The organism is Saccharibacillus sacchari (genome assembly GCF_037722395.1).
Taxonomy (GTDB): domain Bacteria; phylum Bacillota; class Bacilli; order Paenibacillales; family Paenibacillaceae; genus Saccharibacillus; species Saccharibacillus sacchari_A.
On sequence record NZ_JBBKAR010000026.1, the window covers coordinates 62462 to 86452 of the forward strand.

Below are 23991 nucleotides of genomic sequence, written 5' to 3' on the forward strand. Positions count from 1 at the left end.
CTTTTTACGGGGGAAAGAAGGGAATTCGTTTTGTCCAAAAAGGAATCGTTTGTTAAAGGGACGCTTATCCTGGCCGCGGCGGCGCTCGTGGCCAGGGTTCTGGGTCTCGTTCAGCGCGTTCCGCTGGAGCATATGCTCGGTGATATCGGTAACGCGTCGTTCACCGCTGCCAATACGGTTTATTTGATGCTGCTGACCGTGGCGACGGCGGGTATTCCGAGCACGCTGAGCAAAATGATCTCGGAGCGGTATGCGCTGGATCGGCCGGAGGAAGCAGGGCGCATCTATTATGCGGCGTTGCTGTTCTCCGGTATGATGGGTGTGGCGATAACGCTGGCTTTGTATATTTTCGCGCCTTGGTATACGCGGATGATTCAGCTTCCGGAAGCGGCTCCCGCTATTCGGGCTCTTGCCCCGGCGTTGATCCTGTTCCCGACCATCGCGATGATGCGCGGCTACTTCCAGGGACGCAATATGATGGCGGTCGGCGGCGTATCGCAGATCGTCGAACAGATCGCGCGCGTATTCACGGCGATTCTGCTGGCCTACATTTTGCTGCAGTTGGACCAGCCTGGCGCGACGATCGCGGCCGGCGCTTCGTTCGGCGGCGTGCTCGGCAGTCTGGGCGCGTTCGGCATCATGCTGATGGCTTCGGTGAAGCTGTCCAAAAACGAACATAAAAAAGGTCGCACGCTCATCAATCGGCATGATCAAACGATTCCGCTCAGCCGGATCTATGCCGATATCTTCAAATTATCGATTCCGATCGTGCTGTCGGCTCTGGCCGTACCCGCGATCAACTTTATCGATACGACCATCGTCAAGCCGCTGTTGGTCGGACAGATCGGCGACGCGTTGGCAACCGCGCAGCTCGGTATTCTCGGCAGCCGCGCGCAAAGCGTAGCGGGCATCCCGCCGATTCTCGCGATTGCGCTGAGCACGTCGCTGATTCCGATTATCTCCGCAGCTTTCGCCCGCAAAGACGAAAACCATTTGCAACAGCAAATCACGTTGGCGATGCGGATCGCGACATTGACCGGGATGCCGATGGTATTGGCTCTGGGCTTCGCCGCTTATTCGGTCAATGGCCTGTTGTTCAGTACGCTGGACGGTGCAGGTATCATTGCCGTACTGACGCTCGGGACCATTTTCCAAATCACGATGATGGTCAGCAACTCGATGCTGCTCGGCATGAATTTGGCCCGACGCTCGATGGTTCATGTTGCTATCGGGATCATCGTCAAATTGGTCGGCAGCTTGGCGTTGGCCCCGGTATTCGGCATCTACGGAATCGTGGGCATGACCGGCGTCTGTTTCTTGGTCATCACGATGCTGAATCTGCATACGCTGCGCGGTATCGTATCGTTCTCGGTACTGGGCAACCGTTGGCCTGCATTTATCGTGACCTGCATCCTTATTTCGGCGGCAAGCTTCGGATTGAGCGAGCTGGGTAGCTGGATGACGGCATTTATGCACCCGCGTGTAGCCTTCTTCCTCGCCTGCGCCGCGGTTGGCGTGATCGTCCCGGCTATGTATCTGCTGCTGCTGGTCGTGCTTCGGGTTATCCGCCGCGACGAGTTGGGCACCTATCCGCGCCCGCTGCAAAAAGTGTTGCGTCCATTGATGCGTTTGCAACGCGGTTGAGCGTAAATCGTTTACCGAATAGAAGTATAAAATTACGCAAAAAAGGCTTTTCCTTTTCGGGAAGCCTTTTTTGCGTTCTTCCGTCGTTCATTTTACATGTCAGGTTGCCGATAAAGACAGTAAGCATCCAGAACCCGGTATTTGCGAAGCCGGTACGCATAAAGGACGTACGGCGTCCGATTCAAAAACTTCGAAGGAGGGAATTAACGAGATTAACCGGAACGAACCGGCTGCAATCGAAATCGAAAGGAAGAAAAAAGAATATGTTTAATCTCCGCACCAAAGTTTTATTGATCGTCTCCGCTATTTGCTTGCTGCTGTCCGTTCCCCTTACTTTTGCCGCCTTGATCAATATTCAAAAAGAAGCCGAAGCGGCCGTGAACGAAAATTTGCACGGGAAAGTCAAAGAAGCCGTCTCTAATGTGTCAGGCTGGACGGAAACCCAATCCAAAGTGGTCGAAACGGTAGCTTCCGTAATTCAGGAGACTGTTCCGCTGGACCGGATCGGACTGGAGCATTTGCAGGCGTTCCGTACGCCGGGCAACGAAGATATCGCGACGCTTTATTTCGGTCTGGAAGACGGAACCTACGTGGACGGAGCCGGCTTCGTGCCCGATGCGTCGTACGATGCGCGCGAACGTCCGTGGTATCAGGCGGCCAAAGAAGCGAACGCTCTGGTCGTCAGCGACGCTTATGTCACGCAGGCGGGCGTACAGTCGATTTATATCTCGTTGCCGCTCAAAAACGCATCGGGTAATTTTGCCGGAGCGATCTCGGAAAACATTTCGCTTTCGTCGGTCAAAAACGAAGTGGATGCGCTCAACACTGCCGATTCGTTTTCGTTCCTGTTGGACGGAAGCGGAGCGGTACTGGCGCACCCGGACGAAGCGCTGATCAATACGAAATTGGCGGATCAAGCCGATTACAAAAGCTTGGTCGCGACCCTCACAGCCGGAGACAGCGGCACAGCCGAATACGTGTACAAAGGCGACAAGCAGCTTCTGTATTTCGAAAAAGTACCGGAAACCGGCTGGATTGCGGCGACTTCCGTATCGGAGTCCGCGGCATTTGCCGAGTATCATCAGGTTCGATTGTTCTTCATCGCGTTCACGATCGGATTTACTCTGCTGCTTGCTGCTTTGTCCTATTTTATGGCCTACAAAGCAATCAAGCCGCTGTTGTTGATGAAAAATAGCGCGTCCAGACTGGCTTCCGGCGATCTGACAGCGCGAGTGCAAGTCAAAGGCGTCGACGAGATCGCGCAGCTTGGCACTTCGTTCAACGAAATGTCGGTGTCGCTGAGCAGTCTGATCCGTCAGGTCGACGACTCGGCAAGCGAAGTCCAACGTTCGTCGCAAACGATGTCGGAAGGCGCTTCGGGCAGCCGCGATATCGCTTCGCAGGTGTCGATGGTGATCGACGAAATCGCGCGCGGAGCATCCGAACAAGCGTCTTCGATCCAGTCGGGCGCGGAACGCGTATCGGACATGAATACCGAGATCGAACAGATCTATCAAAAGTCGGATCGTACCCGCACCGCTGTATCCGAGGTGGAAAAAGCGATGGAAAGCGGAAAAGACGCTTTCGCCCGTCAAACGTCGCTGACCGAAGCCGGACGCGAATCGACGCAGCGCGTAGAGTCGGCCAATCGCCTGCTGCTGGATAAGATCGTAGAGATTTCCGCGATTACCGAAGGCATTCAAAATATTTCCGCGCAAACCAACCTGCTCGCGCTGAACGCTTCGATCGAAGCCGCGCGTGCCGGCGAACACGGCAAAGGCTTCGCGGTCGTGGCCGGCGAAGTGCGCAAACTGTCGGAACAAGCTTCGGAATCCGTAGTCGGGATTCGCGAGCTGCTTCAGGAACTGGATCGCGCCGGCCATCAAAGTACCGAAGAACTGGAGCGTTTCCGTCTGAACAACGAATCGCAGCAAGACTCGATGCGCGAAACGTCGAAAGCGTTCGACCGGATCAACCTGTCGGTCGGCACGATTGTCGAAGAAATTTCCGCCATCGGCGAATCGATGCAAAGTCTGCAATCCGGTGCCAACCATGTCTCGGACGTGATGACCGGGCTGGCTGCCGTTGCCGAGCAAAATGCGGCATCGACCGAAGAAGCCGCCGCTTCGACCGTGGAGCAGTCCGAAGTCATTGCGGGAATCTCCGGCGCCGCCGACCGTTTGGCGCGCCATGCCGACCGCCTGCGTTCGGAGATCGAACGGTTCAATATCGGCGAAGCGGAAGAAACGGGCTCGGACGAGCCGCAGGTCGGATCGGGCAAGCAAGGCGGAGCCGCTTCCGCAAACGGGTAAGTGCAAAGAGCCGGAACGGCAAAAGCCGGTATGAGTTTGCAAACGAACCGCAAGTTCGCCAAGACAGGGGGTCGTCTTCGATGCGCCCGACGCGGCGGAGGGCGGCTCGGACGGGCGCGGCCTTTCGGCGGCAGATGCGAAAAAGCGGCAAGTTGTGTACAATGAACGTATCGGCGATTATGCTGTCAAACCAACCGCAAGGAGAGATCGAATATGGAACAAATTCGTACCAAAGCCGATTTTGATCAGGCGATCGCAAGTCCAGGCCTGACCGTAGCCGTTTTCCGCGCCGATTGGTGCGGCGACTGCCACTTTATCGATCCGTTTATGCCGGAAGTCGAAGAGCAGCGCAAAGACCAGGTGAAGCTGATTCAGATCGACGTGGAAGAAGTCGAAGAAGTCAGCCGCGAGCTGAATATTCTGGGCATTCCGAGCTTTGTCGCTTTTTCCGGAGGCAAAGAATTGGTTCGCTTCGTGAACAAAGCGCGCAAATCGCGCGCCGAGATCGAAAGCTTCCTTGACCGCGCCGCGGAAGTGCACGGTCAACTGGCAAGCCGTCAATAAGCTTGGGATATACGGAAATGCTTATGCCGCCGGAGCTTTTCGGCTTCCGTGCGTATGCGATCTTCTTGATTGCTCCAGTCTGTTTCGGCTTTATGCCGAAGCAGACTTTTTGCGTGAAGAGAAATAGATGTGCGCATAACAGTGAATAAAGTCATAAAAAAACGCCGTATTCGTCGATAAATATGTTTTTGATTTGAACATTTTTTGTCACAAACAAGATTCTTAACCCCGACGCATTTCCGGTATAATGAGAGGAAAAGGCATTTCGGAGTCCGCCGCGCGAGCGTCGGCAACGATGCCGTCCACTACTTTTGAAATCGGCGGTGAGACTTTTGCAATATAAAGTGTTGAAATGGCTGAGCTACGCATCTTGTATAATCATGCTGCTCGTCTCGTTCAACGGCGTAGTCGTTACAAGAACAGGCTCCGGCTTGGAGTGCGGACGCGAATTCCCACTCTGTCACGGTAAATTTGTTCCAGGCACGACAATCGGTTCGTTGATCGAGTACACGCACCGCTTAACGGCGGGAATCGCGGGATTGCTCGCGCTTATTACGTTGATTGCCTTCTTGATCTGGGCGCGCAAGCGCCGTGACTTCCAGATCTATGCGGCCATCATGGCTTTCTTCGTGGTCGTGCAAGCGGTCATGGGCGCGCTCGCGGTCGTGTTCTCGCAATCTCCTCCGATCATGGCTTTGCATTTCGGCTTCGCGTTGATCGCGTTCGCCAGCGCATTGGTGTTGGCTTTATCCGTCCGAAGGGCCGGTAGTCTCGAACGGTATCAGGCTCCGCCAACGGAGCATCGGGTCAGCAAGCGTACGCGCAACCTGACGATTTTTTCGGCTGCATTCACTTACGCGGTCGTCTATACGGGCGCGCTGGTCAGCCATACGCAGCTGGCGAAAATGTCGGTCGTTCTGCATATTGCCTCGGCTGTACTGCTGCTGTTCGTTTTGATGGTCGGACATATGGCGGTTCGCAATTACGGCCATATCCGCGATATTCGCAAACTGGGCATCATCATCGTGGTGCTCATGATTGCTTTGCCGCTTAGCGGCGTGCTCAACCTGGTCGCGCTCGGCAGCGAGTATTATATGTTCGCTCCGATGCTGCACACGCTGATTACGGATTTCCTGTTTGCATTCTTGTGTTTCCTGAGCATCCGCACATGGGAACTCAGCCAGGTTCCGGCAGGCGAGGAAGCATCCGTATCCGTGAAAAAGACCGCTCAAGCGTAAGGTTTACAAAAGGTTTTAGGCGTCTGTACAGGGTGGATGGGTCAAGGTTTGGGGACTTCGTTTCAACCTCCGGTTCGAACGCCTATCGGAATCGGGAGAAGTTTGAGGGGCCTTGCGAAAGGCTCCTTTTCTGCTTCCGATGGCGAGCCTTTGCGGCTGTCCTCAATAGAAAGACAAGCATCCGCTGATTGCGATCAGAAAAAAACGGAAAAAAGGTCGTGAAAATTTTCAGGCTAAACCTTTACAAACCGTGTCAAACTGAATATACTGAGTTAAAGATTCGGGTTTACCCCTTTCCAATGTTCTTAATACCAAGCTTTCCAATTAGATATCTCAGATTTGTTCTTATCGAGAGAGGCGGAGGGATAGGCCCGATGAAGCCCGGCAACCGATTCTGAACGCGAACGTCCTAGGGACGAGGTGTCAGGATGTCATGGTGCTAATTCCTACAGAATTCATACGCAACAGGATTCTGGCAGATGAGAAGGTGCCTTTACGCATACCATGCGAGCCCTTTTTGTCTAACCAAAAAGGGCTCTTTTTGATTTACGCGAATAGCGGCAGACCGATACGGCAGGGAGCGGATTCCGGTTCTTGCATATCATCAACCAACGGCTTTAAAGCAGCAACGCGGAGCATTAGAGGCGCAGCCTCGAATCAAGATGCTTGGCGTCCGACCGAGTAGGGGGAACAACGCAGTGATTACGATCAAAAATCTGGTTAAAACATACGGAACAGGCGCCAAAGCGATGACCGCGTTAAAAGGCATCGACCTGGAAATCGCCAAAGGCGAAATTTTCGGGATCATCGGCCATTCCGGCGCAGGAAAAAGTACGCTGATCCGATGTATCAACATGCTGGAGCGGCCGACGAGCGGAGACATCCTGATCGGCAAAACCGATATGACCCGGCTCGGAAAAGGACAGCTTCAGCAGCAGCGGCGCCGGATCGGCATGATTTTTCAACACTTCAATCTGCTGTCTTCGGCCACCGTGTACGAAAACATCGCGTTTCCGCTTCGGCTGGTTCGAACGCCGAAAGCCGAGGTTGATCGCAAGGTCAAGGAAATGCTGGAGCTGGTCGGCTTGACCGAACATGCCAAAAAGCATCCTGCGCAGCTGTCCGGCGGACAGAAGCAGCGGGTAGGCATCGCCCGCGCGCTCGCGACCGATCCCGACGTGCTGCTCTGCGACGAAGCGACATCGGCGCTTGACCCGCAGACGACGGATTCCATCCTGCGCTTGCTGCTCGATATCAACCGCAAGCTGGGACTGACGATTGTGCTGATCACGCACGAGATGCACGTGATTCAGAGCATCTGCGATAAAGTCGCGGTCATCCAAGGCGGCGTGATCGTGGAAGAAGGACCTGTTATCGACGTGTTCCTGAAGCCGAAGCAGCCGGTCACGCGCGACTTCATCAATCGCGAATCGGAGAACGCGGAAGCGCTCGAAGAGGCGATTCGCGCGACGGACGCCGCATCATCGCGTACGGTCAAAGTGACGTTCATCGGGGAGTTGACGTACCAGTCGATTCTGTCGCAGACCGTCAAGGAGACGGGCGTGAACTTCGCGATCCTGCAAGGTACGATCTCGCGGATCAAAGAAACGCCTTACGGCCAACTGGTGGTTCGATTCGAAGGCGATACGGCCGATATTCGCCGGACGCTGGAACGATTGACGCAGCAGCGGCTTGAAGTGGAGGAACTTGAAGCATGAACAGGGAACTTGATTTTTCGCAGGTGGATTGGGCGGAGTTTGGCAAAGCGACCAACGCGACGCTGCAAATGCTGGGCTATTCCAGCTTGTTCACATTAATTCTGGGTCTTCCCATAGGAATTATACTGTTTCTGACCGCGCGTTCTTCGTCGGCCGGAGCACGCAGCGTTTACGCGGTTTTGGCTTTCGTGGTCAACTTGCTGCGGTCCGTACCTTTTATCATTTTGATTATCGCGCTGTTGCCGTTCACCAAATTTATCGTGGACACGCAAATCGGGGTACGCGGAATGATCCCGCCGCTCGTGATCGGCGCGGCGCCGTTTTTCGCCCGTCTGGTGGAAACGTCGCTGCGCGAAGTCGATCGGGGCGTGATCGAAGCCGCTCAAGCGATGGGAGCTTCGACGAGGCAGATCGTGCTTCGGGTCATTTTGCCTGAAGCTTTGCCGGGTCTGGTCGCGGGCTTCACCATTACCGTCATCACGCTGATTTCCTACACGGCCATGTCCGGTCTGGTCGGCGGCGGCGGTCTCGGCCAATTGGCGGTCAGCTACGGCTACAACCGCTACGAAACGTCGGTTATGCTGGTGGCGTTGGTTATCATCGTCATCATGGTCCAGATCATCCAGATGGTCGGCGATCGGCTGGTGGCCCATTTTACCCGCAAATAAAAAAACAGCAACGTTTGATCGGTATCGAGCCTTGCGGATCGCTTTGGGCGACGGGCGAGGCTTCCTATACAACACAGGCTGATCCAGCCATACACAAACAAAGGGGCGAACACACATGAAAAAATGGACTTTCGCAGTACTCACGATGGCTTTGGTCTTACTGCTGGCCGCATGCGGCAATAATAGCTCGACGTCGAACACGGCTACGACCGGATCGACCGATACGGGCACGACGGAAACAACGGAAACGACAACCGAGCCGGTAACGCTCAAAGTCGGCGCTTCCCCGACACCGCACGCCGAAATTTTGGAGCATGTGAAGCCGGAGCTGGAAAAAGAAGGCGTGAACCTGGAAATCGTCGAGTTCACCGATTATATCCTGCCGAACACCCAGTTGAACGAAAAAGAACTGGACGCGAACTTTTTCCAACACCAACCGTACCTGGACGATCAAAACTCGAAACTCGGTACCGATCTGGTCGGCGTAGCGAAAATTCACGTTGAACCTTTCGGCGCGTACTCGCAAAAAATCAAATCCGTCGACGAGCTGCAAGACGGCGCCAAAGTCGCGATTCCGAACGATCCGACCAACGGCGGCCGCGCGCTGCTGCTGCTTGAAAAACAAGGTCTGATCAAGCTGAAAGCCGACGCAGGCATCACGGCGACTGTCAGCGACATCGAAGAAAATCCGAAAAACCTGGAATTCATCGAGATTGAAGCTGCCGCCCTTCCGCGTCAACTCAGCGAAGTCGATCTGGCCCTGATCAACACGAACTACGCGCTGGAAGCCGGCCTCGTGCCGACGAAAGACGCTCTGTTTATCGAAGACGCGGATTCCCCGTACGCGAACCTGCTCGTTACGCGTCAAGACAACAAAGATTCCGACGCGATCAAAAAGCTCGTCGCGGCTTTGACTTCCGAAGACACGAAAAAGTTCATCGAAGAGAAATACGAAGGCGCAATCGTTCCGGCGTTCTAAAAACCCGCGAATGTGACCGACATCTTGCATGACGAAGCCCTGTATCCCGAGTGTGGGAACAGGGCTTTTTGCTGATCGGAAAAAGGCTGTGAGCCTGCATATGCGTGTTTAAAAGTCTCGCGTTTTAGCTCCGGTCGGCGATAAAGGGATAGGCGGAATGCCTGGACGTCTTCTCAAATCCTTGGGCTTCAGACCGTTCTTTTTTGCAGTGGCATGCCAGAAAAGGCGAGTAGACGACAATTTCCAGAGCGCACGCGGAAAATTGGGCTGAGTGAAAAGGGGTTCTATGCTCTCGCCGTTATGGATCGCTTTCGTCAGATACTCCAGTGCTACGCCGAAATTTTTCAACGGACCCGATCCAACCGGAACATTGCCCAGGGAGGCAAACATCTCACCTGCGCCATGTCCAAAAGCAGTGCCAAACACAAATCCGCAGCGTTCGCACCAGTTCCGGACCATTTCGACGGCAAGCTTGCACTGATTCCCTTCGAAAAATCCGTTGTTGACCATCGCATATACCCGAATCGGCTGCGAATCCGTATAGGCTGGGCGTCGTCGCTCCACCTCTGTCATCATGCGTACCAGATGAGAGGGAATCGCGTCGAAATAGAGCGGGAAGGCGAGTACAAGCATATCCATGCCGTGAAGCTCTCGGTATTGCTCGTCTTTTAACGCTTTCGGTCCGATCCGGTAGGTTGTAACCTCAGCGTCTGGCGGAAGAAGAGGGCGGAGCTTTTCCAGTAAAAAGCCGGAGTTCGTTGAGCCGCCTTTCGGACTGCCGTTAATCATCGCGATCTTCAAGACAAGGCCTCCTTCAATTGCTGCACATCCTCATAAAAAGAGACTTCGTAATGCTTGGCACCTATATTGAGCGAATTGGCGCGAACCAGCGCTTGAGCCGTTTGCCGTTCGTTCTCGGTCTGATTTTCCCCGTAAAAATAAACGTTCAACCGAACCGTCTGCTCATATCGAAGTTGATGATGGGTCTGGTCTTCCAGCGTTTTGAAATAAGGAAGTACGTAGGGAAGCATGCGGTTCATGACATTGCAAACGAAAGGGCTATAGCCTCCATACGTGCAGCGGCTGATCAGTACCATCTCGTCGCAGAGTGCCAGACGGGCGCCGAGATAGCGATATTCGTCTTTTAACACGCACGTTCCCGGAGTACGCGTCCAGCAGCCGAAGCAACCCGTACAATGGCGAATCAAAGCATCGTTGGTTCCGATCATATCCTGTCCCTCACCGAATTCCGTCAGCCAGGATATCGCCCCGGCGTCTTCCAAGTCATGTACGATCATTTTCATGTACATTGCCTCCCGATTGAAGAATGGTTTGCCAGACTTCTTGCCAATCGCCGGAGTAACGAATCCCGCTGCTGCTCAATAATGAAGCCACGCCATGCACCAAAGACCAGAAGGCGAGCAGCATTTTGTCATCCATCTGTTCCGGCAGTCCCTGGCTTCGAAATAAACGCATTCCCGTTTCACGAAATACGGCGAACGGAGGATACGGCGGCTCACCTTCAACCTCGCCGTCGACTTGGATTCGGATGCCGGAATGGAAAAATAGAAACGGAAAGTAGGCCGGATGTTGTTGAAAAAAGGCGATATAGGCGGTACCCAGTCGATTCATCGCTTTTTGCGGGACATAATCGCCGTCGATCGAGCGTTGCAGCGACTCTGTAAAACGCGAAGTAACATGGTCCGCCATCGCCGCCAGCAGCTCCTGAACGTCTTTGAAGTGGCTATAAGGTGCAGCATGGCTGACTCCGCAGCGAGCCGCCACCTTGCGCAGCGAAAATCCGCCGATGCCTTCCGCATTGATCAATTCGATGCCGTTCTCGATCAGCGTGTTACGCAGATCGCCATGGTGATAGTTGGTTTCTTTCAGAACAAAACCTCCTTTCTCTAAACTTTACACTGTAAAGATAACATTATAACTTTACAGTGTCAAGATAGTGCGGGAAGAGTGCGGAAGGCGATCTGAGCGACTTAAGCGGTTCGAGTTATCAGAGCAAATCGGCATAATCGGCGCGAAACGAAAGCTTGCTCTAAATCCGATTTTGAGGATTGGCTCTTGTTGTTGACTTTTTGACCACATTTTGCGTCTTTATCGTTCTTTTTTTCGAAAATGCTGATGACGCGTCAACAATCATTTGATTTCCGGCCTGTTTTGGAGCTAATCTTGTGAAAATGTTGACCAAACGTCAAGATCTTTCGAAAAAAGCTCGGTTTGCGTACAAAATGTTGACTTTTCGTTAGAAATTTTTGCGCATACGAAAAAACGGCGCCCGCCGAAGCGGTACACCGTTTGATTTAAGCGGTCTTAGAAGACCTGGATAACTTCGTTAACGCCTTCGACTTCTTCGAACAGCGCGCGCTCGATACCGGCTTTCAGCGTGATCGTGGAACTTGGGCAGCTGCCGCAAGCGCCGACCAGCTTCAGCTTCACGATTCCGTCTTCAACGTCTACCAGTTCAACGTCTCCGCCGTCGCGTTGCAAGAAAGGACGCAATTTGTCCAGAACGTCGGATACTTCATCATACATGTCGAGTTGTGTATTTTCACTCATTATAGTCAGCTCCTCTCAAATGTTTGAAGCGTACAGTCAGAACGGCTTAACCACTTCGGAGATCTTTTTGCAAACGATTGAAACATAAAGACTCGTTTTGCAAAACTCTCCCTTGTATTATAATATAGAATCACCCAAATTTAAAGAACCATTACAGCTTTGTAGCCCTGCGACTGAGAATAATTAAGAATAGGTGAGAAAATATGATCCGACCGATTATCGAGTTCTGTGCAAGCAACATGCATCACGGCACGCAAGAACTTTTCAATAAGCTGGAAACCAACCCCGAATATGACGTGATCGAATACGGCTGCCTCGGCAACTGCACGGAATGCGACTATGGCCCTTACGCGATGGTCAACGGCGACGTGGTCGAAGCCGACACCGTCGAAGCGCTGGAAAAAGCGATCGACGCCAAGATGAACGAGGAAGATCCGTGGGCTTCGCTAGACTTGGATTGAGCGCTCTTGATCGCTCGGGGAAAATCCTGTTCGTTGAGAGGCGGGAGATGCCGGCTCCGGGGAGGATTGCGTTTCGGTCGCTTGTTGAATTCGGAAAAGTTGATTGTATGTCAGTTGTACTTTTCCAAATTCAAAGGCGAACGCTACCGCTCCTGAACTGCAATCCTCCCCTCCGCCTGCTACGCCTGTTAAAAACAAAGACTTTTCGCTGCGCGAACTTCGCACTCCTTTTTTTGGGAGTGCTTTTTTGTGTTTCCACAAGCCAGAAAGGCAAAGCTGTTAGCCCATAAACAAAAAACAAGCCGTACTCGGTCCGAGTACGGCTTCTTGAGTTGGTGAAATTCGTTCGATGTTTGAAAGGATGCCCTGGTGCAGGAGAACTTGAATGAAGAAGCGTCAGCGCTCGCCTTTGTCTTCGGGAAATCCCATTATACAAGTTCAATCCAATTTCCCGAAGGCAACAAGCGATCGGAATCAAGTTCTCCAGAGCCGTTGGCTCCTTCCGAACTTCGAACAAACTGGATTTTACCGGCTGCGAGAAGCTGCGCCCTCTAACCGAGGTTGTGCTTCGACATCCACAACACGCCGCTTTTCAGCATGCGCGGCACGCGTCCCGTAATCGACGTATCGCCGATTACGTTCAAGCCGAAGCCGGCTTTTTGACCCAGCGAGCCCAGCATGCCTTTGAGCTTGATCGGCTTGAGTTTCGGCGTTTCGTTTTTCCAGAAAGCCAGCAGCACATGCGCGATCTGTTCGCCTTGCGCTTCGGCGGCTTGGGCGCTCGGCGCAAACTGAAGGCTGGCGCAATCGCCGCAAACGAAAATTTCCGGGTGGTCTTCGATCTGCGAATATTCGTTGACCACGACACGCCCGGAGCGGTCTTTGGTGACGTTAAGCTTTTGCACCACCTCGACCGGTTGAATGCCCGCGGTCCAGACGACAGCGTCGGAGTGCATCAACTCGTCGCCGTTGTACAGCGCGTCTTGTTCGACGCGGCTGATCGAGACTTTGTGGCAGACTTCGACGTTGTGCTTTTTGAACCATTCCTGAACATAACGCGAAATCCGGGGCTGGTAGGAAGAGAGCAGGCGGTCGCCGCGATCCAGCAAGGTAATCTGAAGATCGTGACGACTTTCGCGCAGCTCCGCCGCCAGCTCGATTCCGCTCAGACCGCCGCCTACGATATGCACGTGCGCGGACGGTTTCATGCTGCTCAGCTTATCGTTGGTGCGACGGGAAGCGTGCAAAGACTGGATGCTGTACGAGAATTCTTCCGCGCCCGGAACGCCGTGATAGTTGTCGGTGCAGCCTAGCGCGATCACGAGCTGATCGTAAGCAACCGGCTCGTCGTTTTGCAGCATTACCTTTTTACCCGCCAGATCAATCTCTTCCACCGTGCCGAAATGCTTGGTCATGCGCGGATGATCGGGGAACGAGATACGCAGATGATGGTCGGATACCGTTCCTGCCGCCAACGCGTAATATTCCGTTTTCAGTCCCATGAAAGGCAGACGGTCGATCAAAGTCACATTCACGTCGGAAGGGAGCTTTTCGAGAAGTCCGTCTAAGATGGTCAGGCCGCCGTAGCCACCGCCGAGAATAACGAGATTTTTCATGTGCAGGTCTCCTTGTGAATGAAATAGTGGAAAGGACGGAGCCGGCAGCGGTCTTCGACGAATGGGCGGCCGACTTCGAATTTGTTCCGGAATCTTGAGCGAACGTCTCTCCAAACTCCAGCTTGAACTCGGACGCTTACCGGTCTATGATCTGTGCGATTACTCGTAAACTTCGATCTCGTTGTAGAACGTGTCGCGTTCCACCGGAATGCGGCCTGCCCCTTTGATGAGCCAGATCAGTTCTTTGCGCGTCAGTCCTTCCGGAGTGACGGCGCCCGCCGCGTGGCTGATCCGTTCTTTTACGATGGTACCGTGAGCATCCGACGCGCCGAACGTGAGCGCCATCTGCGTAAGCTGCGTACCGATATTGATGAAGTATGCTTTGACGTGGTCGATATTATCGAGCATCAGACGGCTGATCGCGATCGTTTTCAAATCCTCATAGGCCGAGTTGCGGCGCATGATGCTGGCATTCCGGTTTTTCGGCTGCATGGACAGCGGAATGAATACCATGAAACCGTTCGTTTCGTCTTGCAGCTCGCGGATTTGAATCATATGGTTAATGCGGTCTTCGTAACTTTCGATCGAACCGTACAGCATGGTTGTGTGCGTGCGCATACCGAGCTTATGAGCGGTGCGGTGCACTTCGAGATAACGATCGACGTTGGCTTTGTTCACCCGCATTTTTTTACGGTACTCGTCAGACAGAATTTCCGCGCCGCCGCCTGTCAGCGATTGGAGTCCGGCTGCCTGAAGGGCTTTAAGGACGTCTTCGATCGACATGCCGCTGATGCGTGTGAAGAAGTCGATTTCCGCTGCGGTATAGGCTTTGATCGTCACTTCCGGGAAATGCTTATTCAGCGCAGCCAGCGAATCGACATAATACTGGAACGGTACATGATTGTTGTGGCCGCCCACGATATGGAATTCGCGTACGCCCGGCGTGATATTCTCTTCGACGTAACGAACCATCTCGTCGCCGCTCAAGGTGTACGAACCGTCTTCGCCCTGGTCTTTGCGGAAGTTGCAGAATGCGCAGTGGGCTTCGCAGACATTGGTGAAGTACAGACTCATGTTTTCGATAAAATAGACTTTTTTGCCGTTCTTGCGCAGATTGGCTTCGTTCGCCAACTGGCCGATCGTCAAAATATCTTCGCTCTGATATAAATAAACGCCGTCTTCCAAGCTCAAACGCTGTCCGTTGTGGACCTTTTCCGCGATTTCCGCCATGCGCTTATCCATTGTCGGATTGATGATTGTAGACATTAGTGTGAACCTCCTCGTAGATCCCGAGTCGGCGCGGATAACGCCGAACGGGCCGGTCCGGGTATGACCGGAAAAGTAGAGTAGACTACCGACAAAAACAAAGCCGCTTTATGCGGCAGCTATCTGGCCAAAACGCGCTTGCGTTTTGAAAAAGGTGTGAAAAAAGTTACATCGAGTGGCCTGTCTTTAGATACTATCGGTAATTTTGGCCCACTCTTTTTGTCGAAATTCCGAAAATTTAAAAGGTCATTCCTTTCCCATTATAAACCTAGTCGCGAAAGTGGGCAACACGAGTTTAATATGTAAAAATAACCATAATAGAAAAGTGTTCATGAAAAGTATTGTCACGAAGAAGACCGCCTAAATGCTTGAGTCATGCGGCGCAGAGGCGTATAATGCAGAGAGAAAGCGCAAAGGAGGAAAAACCATGATCGAAATCACGGAAGCGGCCGCTTCGCGCATCAAAGAGATGCTGGAGCAGCAGGAGACGCCGGGCATGTTTCTTCGACTGGGCGTAGCCAGCGGCGGTTGTAGCGGTTTTTCGTATGCAATGGGCTTTGACAATGAAGAGTCCGATGCGGACGACGTATATATGAACGTACAGGATATCAAGCTGGTCGTAGCCAAAGACGATCTGAAATATCTGAACGGTTTGCAAGTGGACTTCGAAGAATCCGGCATGAGCGGAGGCTTCACCATTTTCAATCCGAACGCGGTTGCGACTTGCGGCTGCGGATCTTCGTTCCGTACGCGGGAAGAAGACGAAGTGCTGGCACAGCCTTGCGATTGATCGATTGCATTTGATTGAACAAAGCTTTCAGCTTGGATGCCATTTCCGGGCTGGAAGCTTTTTTTATAGGCCGGATTGCCGGTCGTTTATTTTGCTGCGCCGTGATTTGTGAATTACTGCGCAATCTTCGACGGTTACTGAGTAGCCGATTGTCCCGACCGTTTGAGACAAACTGTTTGGGAAAACAACTTGCCGGCGTACCGGGTTTCATTTTACGATTTAAGGAGGAGTACCGCATGAAGTCGGTTTCCGTAGAAAGCATTGTCAAGGCGTTCAAGTTGGAGGTGCTATCGGGCGCGGATCAACTGGATCGCGAAATCAACCGCTCCAAAGCGCATCGGCCGGGTCTGGAATTCGTGGGTTATTTCGATTATTTTCCGATGAATCGGGTTCAGGTGCTGGGCCGCAAAGAGATTACATACCTGCTTCAGCAGACCGTGGAAGAACGCAGGCTGCATATCGGCAACATCGTCAAATACCATCCGCCGTGCTTTATCGTGACGACGGGGTTGCAAGAGATTCCGTTTCTCGAAATGTACTGCGACCAGGAAGGCATTCCGCTGCTGCGGACGACGGACAAAACGACGGAGTTTATCACCAAGCTGGACGGCTATTTGTTAAAAGCACTGGCGCCGGAAATGTCGATTCACGGCGTGTGCATCAACGTGTCGGGGATCGGGGTGCTGCTGCGCGGACGTTCGGGCATCGGGAAAAGCGAAACGGCGCATACGCTGATCGGCCGCGGCCACCGTTTCGTCGCGGACGACGTGGTCGTGTTGAAAAAGCTCGGTCCGGCTACGCTGCTGGGCACGCATAACACGATCACGCGCGAGTTTTTGGCGTTGCGGAGCATCGGGCTGATCAACGTGGTGCGGCAGTATGGGCGGACGGCTTTTCAGGACGAGACGCGCATCGTGCTGGATATCGAGCTGACGCCGTGGGAGGACAAAGCGCTCAACAACGATCTGGAGGTTGCGGATCAGTTCACGGAATACTTGGGTGTCAAAATTCCGCATATCGAGATTCAGCTTCAGCCGGGGCGGGACACGTCGGGACTGATCGAGGCTGCGGCGAACAACTGGTACTTGAAGCAGTTGGGATATAGTGCGGCGGAGGAGTTTATGAGTCGGTTGGAGGACGAGATGCCGGGGTCATGAGGGCGTGGCTTTGGCGGGGGAGTCGGAGTTTGGTGGGGCGACGAGCGGATTCTGCCTGGGCGCTCATGCTCGTTTTCCTTCGGAAAGCCGAAAGTCGCTTCCATGCAGAATCCGCTCGTCTGGCGGCACGTCCTCATTTTTGTGGGGAGAAAAGAGCAAAAGAAAAAGGCGAAGAGGCGGTAAAGGATGTATATTGTTGAGTTTTAAAACGCGCCCTAAAAAGGCTGCCCTTCGCGGATGATGCGAAGAGGGCAGCCTTTTTAGGTTAGGGATATGTGTTTACGTATATAGCGATTAGTTTATGCCGAGCAAGTTGTATTTAATGTAGGATTGTGAGGCTGAAAAAGGACATTTGACACGTCAAAGGTGTAGAATATACAGCATTTTGGGTGGGATAGGATTTTAAAAGGATAAGCATGTAGTCTGAGTTTTGTAGAACTTACAATTCGGCGAAGAAAAATGTGCTTTTCGTGAGTGAAATGTTGCACACGCTACAGGATACGTGGATTAATTATGATTAGTTTGATGTTGCTTGCTTGATGTGAAGAAGGTTACGTTGCCTACAAAGCAACGTAACCTTTTCGATATCTTCCTATGGCTGAGCTACGTTGTCGAATCAGCAATGTAGAAGGCTTGCAAAGGATGAATTTCTTTAACTTTTCGCGTCTACGTTGATTTTTTTTCAATGTAGACGCGAAAATAGATCGATTAGGAGCTGTACGTTGCTCAAAAAGCAATCTAGTCCTTGTATACAGCTATCATGCACATATAGTCGAAAAGATTCTCGACCCAAACTAACCCAACAAAGTCCGGTCATCCGCCATTTTTTTGCCGCTGATGCGTTCGAATTCGTTCATCAGGCGTTCGACGGTGAGGTGCTGTTTGTCGGCTTCGCCGATGTCGAGGATGATGCGGCCTTTGTCCATCATGACGAGGCGGTTGCCTAGGCGGATGGCTTGTTCCATGTTGTGCGTAACCATCAGGGTGGTCAGGTTCATGTCGCGGACGATCTCGTCGGTCAGGGACGTGATCAGTTCGGCGCGGGAAGGGTCGAGAGCGGCGGTATGCTCGTCGAGCAGCAGGATCTGCGGACGGGTAAACGTCGCCATCAGCAGGCTGAGGGCTTGGCGTTCGCCGCCGGATAGAAGCCCGACTTTGGCGCTGAGGCGGTTCTCCAGACCGATGCCCAGGCGGCTGAGTTCGGCTTGGAAGATTTTACGCCGGGAGCTGCTGACGCCGAAGGAGAAACCGCGGCGTTTGCCGCGCAAGTAAGCCATTGCCAGGTTTTCTTCGATGGTCATGCGCGGCGCGGTTCCGGCCATCGGGTCTTGGAAAACGCGGCCGATCCAGCGGCTGCGGCGGTGTTCGGGCAGAGCGGTGACGGAGCGGTCGCCGATGATAATATCGCCCGTATCGGGCTTCATCACGCCGGAGATCATGTTCATTAGCGTCGATTTGCCTGCGCCGTTACTGCCGATCACGGTGACGAAGTCGCCGGGATTCAGTTGAAGCTCGATACCGATCAACGCGATTTTTTCATCGATCGTACCGGAGTTGAACAGCTTGGAGACGTTCGATACATGCAGCATCAGCGTTCACCTCCCGGAGTGGTTTCGAGTGATTTGAGCAGCTCGGCCGAACGTTTTTTGGCGGCTCCGCGCTGCTTGATCGCGCTGCGCACCGTCGGGAAGACCAGGGCGATGATGACGATAACAGCGGTAATCAGTTTGAGATCGGAGGTCTCGAAGCCTTTGATTTGCAGCGCCAGCGAGATCACGATGCGGTACACGATAGAGCCGAGGATCACGGCCAGGGTAGCGCGGAAGACGGTTTTGGCACCGAATATCGCTTCGCCGATGATGACGGAGGCCAAGCCGATCACGATCATGCCGATCCCGGACGTTGCATCCGCGAATGACGATTGCTGCGCAATCAGTGCGCCGGACAGAGCGACAAGACCGTTGGACAAGCTGATGCCGAGAATCGTGGTGTTGTCTGTGTTGGCACCAAAGCTGCGAATCATGCGTTTGTTATCGCCGGTTGCGCGTAGCGACAATCCCAGATCCGTTTTCATAAAAGCATCTAAAGCGAACTTGAAGATCAGCACAACCACGATCATAAATGGAATCGGCGGGAATGCGCTGAGTACGGTATTTTCGCCCATAATCGAGACATTCGGCATGCCGAGGATACGCAGATTGATCGAATAGAGCGCGATCATCATGAGAATCCCGGATAAAAGGCCGTTGATTTTTCCTTTCGTATGCAGCAGTCCTGTACAAGCGCCGGCGAGCATACCGGCGAGGATCGCAGTGAGCGATGCCAACCACGGCGACACGCCATGCGAGATCATGACGGCCGCCGTGGCTGCGCCTGTAGTGAAGCTCCCGTCAACCGTGAGATCGGGGAAGTCGAGAATGCGGAAGGTGATGTAGACGCCAAGCGCCATCAGGGCGTAAAGCAGACCCAGATAGACGGCGCCGGGAAGCGAGCTAACGAAATTTTCGAACATGGATGACGCCTCCTGTGTGAAAAGGGATCGCACATTGTCCGGATCGCCGCGGATCTATCGTCGAGCGAGACAATGTAACGGGTTAACGAATAAGCGAGTAAAACAAAACGGGATGAAGCACACGCTCATCCCGTTTCTTTTAGCCTCATGTATAGCGTTCGTCTAACATGAAGTTGGTATCGAACAGTATCGTGACTCTGATCGTTCGAAACGGATCAGGCACGCGAAAAGACCGCTGCAATCCGAATTACTGAATGATATTGTTTTCTTGGTCCTGCACTTTGCTTTTCATCTCGTCCGTCACTTCGATGCCTTGGGCTTCGGCGGCTTTGAGATTCAGGATCAAGTCCAGTTTTTCTTGCATCGCGACAGGGAGATCGGCCGGTTTTTTACCGTCTTTCAGGATTTGAACCGCCATTTCGCCTGCTTGATAGCCATGGTCATAGTATTTGAAGCCAACGGTTGCAAACGCGCCTTTCTCGACGGTATCGCGATCGCTGGAGAAGAACGGAAGCTTGTTGTCGTTGGCGATCTTGATGATCGTATCGACGGCGCTCACTACGGTATTGTCGAGCGTGATGTACAGAGCGTCGACTTTACCTACGAGCGACTGGGCTGCCTGTTGAACTTCGGAGGTGTTGGTCACAGCAGCTTTTACCAAAGTGATGCCATGTGCGCCGAGTTCTTGTTCAGCACGATCCGCCATGACGACCGCGTTCGGTTCGCCTTCGTTCAACACGAGCCCGACTGTTTTCACGTTTGGAAGCTCTGCGGCGATGAAATCGGCCAACTGTTTGATCGCTTCCGGGTTCGTATCGGAGGCTCCCGTGACATTGGCGCCCGGCTGCTCCATGCTGGCTACGATTTTGGCACTGACCGGATCGGTTACGGCAGCGAATACGACAGGAGTTTCTTTGACTTGCGCGGCAACCGCTTGAGCCGAAGGCGTTGCAATAGCGAAGACGAGATCGTTATTGGCGCTTGCCAGCTTTTGCGCGATCGACAGGTTGTTGGTGGAGTCGCCCTGGGCATTGTTGTAATCAAGCGTCAGGTTTTCGCCTTCTACGATACCGGCATCTTTGAGAGCAGCGATAAACCCTTCGCGCGTCGCGTCAAGAGACGGATGCTCTACAATCTGCGAGATCGCGATTTTGTACGTTTTGGCATCGGAATTACTTGCTGTGTCGCCGCCTTCAGCGCCCGTAGACGAGCTGTTTTGGCTGCAACCGGCCAGAGCGGCGAGCGATAGCGTCAGAACAAGCGGAAGCCATTTCTTTTTCAACATAATCTTAGAACCCCTCTCTCTATGAAACGGAAGTATGAGCGATACGAAACATCGTGCTGAGCCTGAATTGTTTAACAAGCGACCGCGAAACCGCATTGTAGCTTTCGTGCGAGAAAGTGACGAAGCATGTAAGGGTCAAAAACAAGCTGGCGAATGTTTTCTCCTATCTTACGTTGAGCATTTGCTGACAGTCAATCCACAATCGCATCTTTTCCTAAATAAAAAGAGGTCCGTTCCAGAAATCGACTTCGATTTCAGCAGAACGAACCTCTTTTTCGGCCATGTTGGTCAGAAGCGACGGAAGCTACTGGACATTCCCGCTCCATATCGGTCGACCATGCTGACAAGCAGCAGGACGGCCGCTACCCAATGACCGAACATGCCTACAACCGGGACGGATACGAGCAGACAAGTGACAATCCCTGCTGCCGATCCGTAAAACGATTGCCGGTGCTGCAACGACAACAAGAGGGTGACAGCGTGCAAAGCGAACATGACCATGGAAATGCCCCAACCGCTTCCCATGACTACCATACCGCCCAACAGTGGAAGACCGAGCATAAGCTCAAACAGGCCGCTGATTCCTTTGAACGTACGTGCGAGCACCATATGATACTCCCCCAGATCCCTTATGTGTTTAAAAGACAAGACATGGTATACTACCCATCCTGCGGAGGAATGAATCACAAGAAAGCAATGAAAAAGAAATCAGTACGTTAGCCAAAGCACGAACTGATCCCAGGTTATATCGTTAAGCTGCCAGGAGATCACCGCGATAATCGCCAGATGGGCCGGGTAGAAAAAGCGCCAAAGCCAACGGGGCAAGCGAATTTCGGTTTGGGTAGCCGGCGAAGCCGAATGGATTCCCGCAATGAAAAAGGTAGAGATCATGCTGAAAAATTGAATATCCGCACTTAAATGAAAAGCGCTGATCCATACCATGTTGAGCGCCAGATGCCCGCCGACCATAGCCCAAGCATTCGGCAAATAGCGATAAATCAGCACTAACAATACGCCATAGGTTCCGTAATCGAAATGAAGCTCTTCCAAAGGCCAGGCTGTAGCGGTAAGCAAAATCAGGGCTACCAATACCTGCAAGGCTTGTTGGTCTTTGAAATAATCGATCGCCATGATAATCAAAAGAGAGACGAACAAGGTGCCGATCACGTTCACGCCTGTGGTGACAAACGCGGCCATAAACGGAATTTGCGACAGAAGAGTAAGGCCGAACAATCGCAGCGCATAGCGCTTCTTGCTGCGTGTTCGCTGATAGCCAACTACCAGCAGATAACAATAAATCGGGAATGCGATACGTCCGATGATTCGCATCCAGGGTTCGCCCGGGAAAAAGACATACCCCAGATGGTCAATCAGCATCGTAATCATGGCAATCAACTGCATGCCGGCTTCACGCTCCTTCGTCCGCTATAAAAATTTGTCCTGCACACTCCACCAGGTCAACGTCAGGCAGACGATCAGAAAAACAGCAAAAGCAATGACGGGCCCGAACCGTTTTTCTTTCCAAAATTTAATGCCAAGCATCACCATAAATGTTGCGATCATCAAAAGAATGACGACTTCCGCGATTGAAATCACCAAATACAAACCGCTCGCGAATTTTTCCACGGGGGTTCCTCCTTGTCCATAAATAGAAACGGATCATCATCCGCCAAAAGCGTATCAAGAAAAAATGAGATTTGTCACGTTTCGCTCCCATCATACCATGTTGTGCCTTCGTCGGTACAAGCGATAACGCTGTGTATAAAGTTATCCCCATATCCACAGCGCCATAACGAGCTTACAAGCTTGTTATACCCACTTTATGCACAAGTTGCGCACAGAAAACAGGGGATAAGAGTATCTTTTCTACCCAGCAAAAAGCCCGTTATACCGGGCGCTACCGCGCTGGAGTGCATAACGGGCTTATATACAGGCAATTTATGTCGATTCTGTGGATAATTTATTGAATCCCGGGAATTGAATCGCGAGATTCGATCAGGCCGATCGATTAGCGTTTCATGCTGCTGCTGTGACCCGGGGATAATTTGGCTTCCGGATCAAAGTAGACTTTAGCGTTGTTGACGGCTGTCGGCGCTTCGCCGAATCCAACTGCGATCAGCTTCAGCTTGCCCGGATAAGTCGTAATATCGCCGGCAGCAAAAATGCCCGGAATGTTGGTTTCCATACGCGTATCGACTACGATCGAATTGCTTTGGATCTCGATGCCCCATTCGGAGATTGGACCGAGCGAAGAGACGAAGCCAAAGTTAACGATTACGTCGTCGACTTCGATTTCCTGCGTCTCGCCTGTTTTCACATGGGAAAGAACGACGCGCTCGATACGCTCTTCGCCGACCAGTTCCGTAATTTCCGTCGGTGTAACGACATTCACTTTGGAGGCCAGCAGGTTCTCGACACTGTGCTCGTGGGCACGGAACTTGTCGCGACGGTGGATCAGCGTGACTTGTTCCGCGATAGGTTCCAGCATGAGTGCCCAGTCGACTGCGGAGTCGCCGCCGCCGCTCAATAATACTTTGCGGCCCGCGAATTTGCTCAGGTCGCTAATAAAGTAATGCAGGTTGACGCCTTCGAAACGCGCAGCGCCTTCAAGCGTCAGGCGACGCGGTTCAAACGCGCCTACGCCTGCCGTGATAATCACGGACTTGGCATAGTGCACGGCTTTGTCAGTCGTGACTTTGAAGCGTTGCTCGTCTTCTTTGTCGACTGCGATTACTTTTTCTTCGAGGCAGATTTCCTGTTCGAAATGATTCATTTGCTCAACAAGCTGGTTAACCAATTCCTGTGCGGTTATTTTTGGGAAACCGGCTACGTCGTAGATATATTTTTCGGGATAAAGGGCAGCCAATTGTCCGCCAAGCTGAGGCATGCTTTCGATCAGCTTTACGGATGCTTGACGCATTCCCCCGTAAAAAGCAGCAAATAGTCCGGCTGGACCGCCGCCGATGATCAGAATATCAGCGATGTTTTCGCCGTTGTGGATCTCTGTCACTTGATAAGCACCTCCGAAGGTATCAATCGTTATCAATCACGATGAATGTATCGCAATGATTTTGTTTCTCAATTCCTATCTATTATAAACTCGTTTTTTACCGGATTGCAAAGCGAATTCCCGGCTTTTTTCTTTGTTCCTATACTTGTGGCTAGCGGTTTTGGTTCACGTACCGCATGAGTTTCGCGACACTTGGTGCA

General features: G+C 52.6%; 23 protein-coding genes and 1 riboswitch. Of the genes, 10 read left to right on the forward strand and 13 right to left on the reverse strand.

What is annotated here, in order from left to right; translation table 11 throughout:
* The first annotated feature begins 30 nt into the window (after positions 1 to 30).
* The 7 genes from WKI47_RS07590 to WKI47_RS07620 all read left to right on the forward strand — a co-directional run bounded on the left by WKI47_RS07590 (position 31) and on the right by WKI47_RS07620 (position 9123).
* Complete coding sequence (locus tag WKI47_RS07590; protein WP_340226551.1) at positions 31 to 1644, forward strand: polysaccharide biosynthesis protein; 1614 nt, start codon at positions 31 to 33, stop codon at positions 1642 to 1644.
* Positions 1645 to 1907: 263 nt separating this feature from the next.
* Complete coding sequence (locus WKI47_RS07595) at positions 1908 to 3956, forward strand: methyl-accepting chemotaxis protein (protein ID WP_340226552.1); 2049 nt, start codon at positions 1908 to 1910, stop codon at positions 3954 to 3956.
* A 213-nt stretch (positions 3957 to 4169) separates the two neighbouring features.
* Entirely contained in the window at positions 4170 to 4520 is a 351-nt protein-coding gene (locus tag WKI47_RS07600; protein WP_340226553.1) for a thioredoxin family protein, read from the forward strand.
* A 332-nt stretch (positions 4521 to 4852) separates the two neighbouring features.
* Entirely contained in the window at positions 4853 to 5758 is a 906-nt protein-coding gene (locus WKI47_RS07605) for a COX15/CtaA family protein (protein ID WP_340226554.1), read from the forward strand.
* A 342-nt stretch (positions 5759 to 6100) separates the two neighbouring features.
* Positions 6101 to 6244: riboswitch (SAM riboswitch) on the forward strand.
* A 212-nt stretch (positions 6245 to 6456) separates the two neighbouring features.
* Positions 6457 to 7476: a methionine ABC transporter ATP-binding protein gene (locus tag WKI47_RS07610; RefSeq protein WP_340226555.1), complete on the forward strand. Its 1020-nt coding sequence runs from the start codon at positions 6457 to 6459 to the stop codon at positions 7474 to 7476.
* Positions 7473 to 8144: a methionine ABC transporter permease gene (locus WKI47_RS07615; protein WP_340226556.1), complete on the forward strand. Its 672-nt coding sequence runs from the start codon at positions 7473 to 7475 to the stop codon at positions 8142 to 8144. Before WKI47_RS07610 ends, WKI47_RS07615 begins: the two co-directional genes overlap by 4 nt.
* Before the next feature lie 115 nt (positions 8145 to 8259).
* Positions 8260 to 9123: a MetQ/NlpA family ABC transporter substrate-binding protein gene (locus tag WKI47_RS07620; RefSeq protein WP_340226557.1), complete on the forward strand. Its 864-nt coding sequence runs from the start codon at positions 8260 to 8262 to the stop codon at positions 9121 to 9123.
* Between the two features lie 108 nt (positions 9124 to 9231).
* On the opposite strand, the gene WKI47_RS07625 is transcribed toward WKI47_RS07620, so the two are convergent.
* The 4 genes from WKI47_RS07625 to WKI47_RS07640 all read right to left on the reverse strand — a co-directional run bounded on the left by WKI47_RS07625 (position 9232) and on the right by WKI47_RS07640 (position 11694).
* Positions 9232 to 9924, reverse strand: a complete 693-nt coding sequence (locus tag WKI47_RS07625) for a hypothetical protein (RefSeq protein WP_340226558.1) — start codon at positions 9922 to 9924, stop codon at positions 9232 to 9234.
* Positions 9921 to 10427 (reverse strand): flavodoxin family protein, encoded by a 507-nt coding sequence (locus WKI47_RS07630; RefSeq protein WP_340226559.1) that lies wholly within the window; start codon positions 10425 to 10427, stop codon positions 9921 to 9923. Before WKI47_RS07630 ends, WKI47_RS07625 begins: the two co-directional genes overlap by 4 nt.
* Positions 10408 to 11013, reverse strand: a complete 606-nt coding sequence (locus WKI47_RS07635; RefSeq protein ID WP_340226713.1) for a TetR/AcrR family transcriptional regulator — start codon at positions 11011 to 11013, stop codon at positions 10408 to 10410. The genes WKI47_RS07630 and WKI47_RS07635 overlap by 20 nt, the downstream gene beginning before the upstream one ends.
* Positions 11014 to 11448: 435 nt before the next feature.
* The gene (locus WKI47_RS07640; RefSeq protein WP_037291198.1) at positions 11449 to 11694 is read right to left on the reverse strand and encodes a NifU family protein; all 246 of its coding nucleotides are present in this window, start codon (positions 11692 to 11694) and stop codon (positions 11449 to 11451) included.
* A 203-nt stretch (positions 11695 to 11897) separates the two neighbouring features.
* On the opposite strand from WKI47_RS07640, the gene WKI47_RS07645 reads away from it, so the two are divergent.
* Positions 11898 to 12155, forward strand: coding sequence for a YuzB family protein (locus tag WKI47_RS07645; RefSeq protein WP_340226560.1), 258 nt, complete (start codon positions 11898 to 11900; stop codon positions 12153 to 12155).
* A gap of 551 nt (positions 12156 to 12706) precedes the next feature.
* Here WKI47_RS07645 and WKI47_RS07650 read toward each other — a convergent pair.
* Together WKI47_RS07650 and mqnE are read right to left on the reverse strand one after the other, a co-directional pair.
* Positions 12707 to 13771 carry an NAD(P)/FAD-dependent oxidoreductase gene (locus WKI47_RS07650; protein ID WP_340226561.1) on the reverse strand — a complete coding sequence of 355 codons (1065 nt, stop codon included), beginning with the start codon at positions 13769 to 13771 and terminating at the stop codon, positions 12707 to 12709.
* 159 nt (positions 13772 to 13930) lie between these two features.
* Positions 13931 to 15037, reverse strand: coding sequence for an aminofutalosine synthase MqnE (mqnE, locus tag WKI47_RS07655; RefSeq protein WP_340226562.1), 1107 nt, complete (start codon positions 15035 to 15037; stop codon positions 13931 to 13933).
* Between the two features lie 427 nt (positions 15038 to 15464).
* Here mqnE and WKI47_RS07660 point away from each other — a divergent pair, with 427 nt between their 5' ends.
* Positions 15465 to 15827, forward strand: coding sequence for an iron-sulfur cluster assembly accessory protein (locus tag WKI47_RS07660; protein WP_340226563.1), 363 nt, complete (start codon positions 15465 to 15467; stop codon positions 15825 to 15827).
* 236 nt (positions 15828 to 16063) lie between these two features.
* Positions 16064 to 16984: an HPr(Ser) kinase/phosphatase gene (gene hprK, locus WKI47_RS07665; RefSeq protein WP_340226564.1), complete on the forward strand. Its 921-nt coding sequence runs from the start codon at positions 16064 to 16066 to the stop codon at positions 16982 to 16984.
* Positions 16985 to 17778: 794 nt separating this feature from the next.
* Here hprK and WKI47_RS07670 read toward each other — a convergent pair.
* The 7 genes from WKI47_RS07670 to WKI47_RS07700 form a co-directional block, all read right to left on the reverse strand.
* Entirely contained in the window at positions 17779 to 18573 is a 795-nt protein-coding gene (locus WKI47_RS07670) for an ABC transporter ATP-binding protein (protein WP_340226565.1), read from the reverse strand.
* A complete protein-coding gene (locus tag WKI47_RS07675; protein WP_340226566.1) occupies positions 18573 to 19496 on the reverse strand; it encodes an ABC transporter permease in 924 nt (307 codons plus the stop codon). Before WKI47_RS07675 ends, WKI47_RS07670 begins: the two co-directional genes overlap by 1 nt.
* 247 nt (positions 19497 to 19743) lie before the next feature.
* Positions 19744 to 20781 carry an ABC transporter substrate-binding protein gene (locus tag WKI47_RS07680; protein WP_340226567.1) on the reverse strand — a complete coding sequence of 346 codons (1038 nt, stop codon included), beginning with the start codon at positions 20779 to 20781 and terminating at the stop codon, positions 19744 to 19746.
* A 288-nt stretch (positions 20782 to 21069) separates the two neighbouring features.
* Positions 21070 to 21390 (reverse strand): hypothetical protein, encoded by a 321-nt coding sequence (locus WKI47_RS07685; RefSeq protein ID WP_340226568.1) that lies wholly within the window; start codon positions 21388 to 21390, stop codon positions 21070 to 21072.
* A 99-nt stretch (positions 21391 to 21489) separates the two neighbouring features.
* Positions 21490 to 22182, reverse strand: coding sequence for a TraX family protein (locus WKI47_RS07690; protein ID WP_340226569.1), 693 nt, complete (start codon positions 22180 to 22182; stop codon positions 21490 to 21492).
* A gap of 24 nt (positions 22183 to 22206) precedes the next feature.
* Positions 22207 to 22407, reverse strand: coding sequence for a hypothetical protein (locus WKI47_RS07695; RefSeq protein ID WP_340226570.1), 201 nt, complete (start codon positions 22405 to 22407; stop codon positions 22207 to 22209).
* A 382-nt stretch (positions 22408 to 22789) separates the two neighbouring features.
* Positions 22790 to 23791, reverse strand: a complete 1002-nt coding sequence (locus WKI47_RS07700) for an NAD(P)/FAD-dependent oxidoreductase (protein ID WP_340226571.1) — start codon at positions 23789 to 23791, stop codon at positions 22790 to 22792.
* Positions 23792 to 23991: the final 200 nt, after the last annotated feature.